Origin of the sequence: Micromonospora phytophila, assembly GCF_023656545.1 — a bacterium.
Classification (GTDB): domain Bacteria; phylum Actinomycetota; class Actinomycetes; order Mycobacteriales; family Micromonosporaceae; genus Micromonospora; species Micromonospora phytophila.
Genome location: NZ_JAMOKF010000545.1, coordinates 1 through 2,216, shown reverse-complemented (window position 1 = coordinate 2,216; position 2,216 = coordinate 1). Strand labels below are relative to the sequence as shown.

Here is a 2,216-nt window from a genome sequence, read left to right as displayed (position 1 = left end):
GCTCCGGCGCGGGGTGCCGGTCAGCGCGCCGAACCGGGCCCGGCTGGGCGCCCTGGTCCGGACCATCGTCGACGAGCTGCCCGGCCGCACCGTCACCCTGAAGGCGGCCGGGCACCTGCTCACCCTGCGCGGGCACGCGGCCGTGGTCGACGGTGAGCTGCGCCCCCTCGCGCCGGCCCCGATGGCGGTGCTGCGGGCGCTGGCCCACTCCCCCGGCCGGGTGCTGTCGCGCACCGCGCTGCTGCGGACGCTGCCGCGCGGCGCCGACGAGCACGCGGTGGAGATGGCGGTGGCCCGGCTGCGCGCGGGGCTGCGCGCGCCCCTGGTGGTGCAGACCGTCGTCAAACGCGGCTACCGGCTGCGCGTGGACTGACGCGGGGGCCCGAAGGCCCCCGCGTCCCGTTCAGCTCGGCGGCGGAGTAGGCCGCCTTCGACCGGTCCTCAGCCGACCGGGGCCGGGTAGCCCCGGTCGTGCTCGGCCTGGAGGCGGAGCATGGCGTGCTCCACGACGGTCACCAGGACCTGCTTGACCGACTCGCGGTGCCGGGCGTCGGTCATCACCAGCGGCACGTCCGGCGAGATCGCCAGCGCCTCGCGGATCTCCTCCAGCTCGTAGTGCGGCGCGTCGTCGAACCGGTTCAACGCCACCACGTACGGCAGCTGCCGGTTCTCGAAGTAGTCCAGCGGGGCGAACGCGTCGGTGATCCGGCGGGTGTCCACCAGCACCGCCGCACCGACCGCACCCCGGATGATCTCGTCCCACATGAACCAGAAACGGGTCTGGCCCGGCGTGCCGAAGAGATAGAGGATCAGGTCCTGCGCCATCGTGATCCGGCCGAAGTCCATGGCGACCGTGGTGGTCTCCTTGCCGGGCACCTTGGACGGGTCGTCGATGCCGACACCGGCCGCGGTCATCACCGCCTCGGTGGTCAGCGGAGTGATCTCCGAGATCGCGCCGACCAGGGTCGTCTTGCCCACGCCGAAGCCACCCGCGACCACGATCTTCGCGGAGATGATTCCCCGGTTCTGGCGGGCCCCGGCGGGGTCATAGCCTGCGAAGTCCACTTAGCACCCTTCCAAGGATTTCCATCCGCTCCTCGAACCCCTCGGCGGGAGCGGCAGTGTGTAGCGTCAGCAGGCTCTCGGCCACCATGTCGGCGACCAGCACCCGGGCGACGCCCAGGGGCAACCGGGTGTACGCGGCGATCTCCGCCAGCGACTGCGCCCGTCCCTCGCAGACGGTGGCGATGCGGTGCTTGTCATGCCCTGCGAACCGGGACTCCGCGACCTGGGTGGGGCTCGCCGCCAGGACCGCCTCCAGGGCGATGTCCTGCTGGGGCTCGGTACGCCCCCGGGTGACCGCGTACGGCCGCACGAGCGCGCCGCGCGGGTCCGCGCGCCGTTGGTCCATCCGCGATCACCTCCTCCCTCCGCCCGGCCGACCGGCACCGGATCTCCTCGTCCTGGTCGGCGCGCGGCAGCGCGCCGCGCCCGCTACGAACGCACCGCGTCCCGGGGCAGCGGCACCAGCGCGGCGCCGACCCGCTCGACCAGCAGCGCCATCTCGTAACCCACCTGCCCGACGTCGCAGCTGCGGGCCGCCAGCACGGCCATCGACGAGCCGTCGCTGATCGACATCAGGAACAGGTAGCCGCTGTCCATCTCGATGACCGTCTGCAGCACGCCCCCGGCGCTGAACATCCGGGCGGCGCCCTCGGTCAGGCTGACCACGCCGGAGGTGATCGCGGCGAGCTGGTCCGCCCGGTCCCCGGGCAGGTCCCGGGAGGAGGCGAGCAGCAGCCCGTCCGCGGACACCGCCACCACGTGGGCGATGCCCGCCACGCTGTCGGCGAAGTTGGTGAGCAACCAACCCATGTCCTGCATAGCCGCTGGCCTGTTCATCGGCTCGTCTCCTTGGTCGAGGTGCTGTTCTGGTCCGTCCCGGCCGACCGGCCGCGCTGCACGCCGCGGTGGTAGGCCGACAACAGGCCACGTACATCGTCCGGGGTGCGCCGGCTGCGGTCCCGGCCGCCCCGGGGTTCGATGCCGCCGGGCACGAGTTGCGCCTGCGGCACGCGCTTGGGCAGTCCGGAGCGGGTGGTGCCGGCGGTGGCGGGCTCCGCGGCCTGGCTGGCGCGGGTCCAGCCGTCGTCGGCCGCCGTCCGCCAGGCGCCCGTGTCGCCCGCCGACGCCGCGGGGGGCGGCGCGTCCGCGAC

General features: G+C 73.9%; 4 protein-coding genes and 1 pseudogene. 1 reads left to right on the top strand and 4 read right to left on the bottom strand.

The window, feature by feature from the left end; translation table 11 throughout:
* Nucleotides 1-373 (top strand): winged helix-turn-helix domain-containing protein (locus NCC78_RS31015; RefSeq protein ID WP_250798977.1); only part of this gene is annotated, 373 nt, incomplete at its 5' end.
* Between the two features lie 68 nt (nucleotides 374-441).
* On the opposite strand, the gene NCC78_RS31010 is transcribed toward NCC78_RS31015, so the two are convergent.
* From NCC78_RS31010 to NCC78_RS30995, 4 genes and pseudogenes are all read right to left on the bottom strand, one after another.
* Nucleotides 442-1,065 carry a GTP-binding protein gene (locus NCC78_RS31010; protein WP_250798975.1) on the bottom strand — a complete coding sequence of 208 codons (624 nt, stop codon included), beginning with the start codon at nucleotides 1,063-1,065 and terminating at the stop codon, nucleotides 442-444.
* Nucleotides 1,046-1,411: a DUF742 domain-containing protein gene (locus NCC78_RS31005; RefSeq protein ID WP_250798974.1), complete on the bottom strand. Its 366-nt coding sequence runs from the start codon at nucleotides 1,409-1,411 to the stop codon at nucleotides 1,046-1,048. Before NCC78_RS31005 ends, NCC78_RS31010 begins: the two co-directional genes overlap by 20 nt.
* A gap of 83 nt (nucleotides 1,412-1,494) precedes the next feature.
* Complete coding sequence (locus NCC78_RS31000) at nucleotides 1,495-1,902, bottom strand: roadblock/LC7 domain-containing protein (RefSeq protein WP_007465177.1); 408 nt, start codon at nucleotides 1,900-1,902, stop codon at nucleotides 1,495-1,497.
* Nucleotides 1,899-2,216 (bottom strand): annotated as a pseudogene (locus NCC78_RS30995) (ATPase); the annotation flags it as partial. The pseudogene NCC78_RS30995 and the gene NCC78_RS31000, both read right to left, overlap by 4 nt.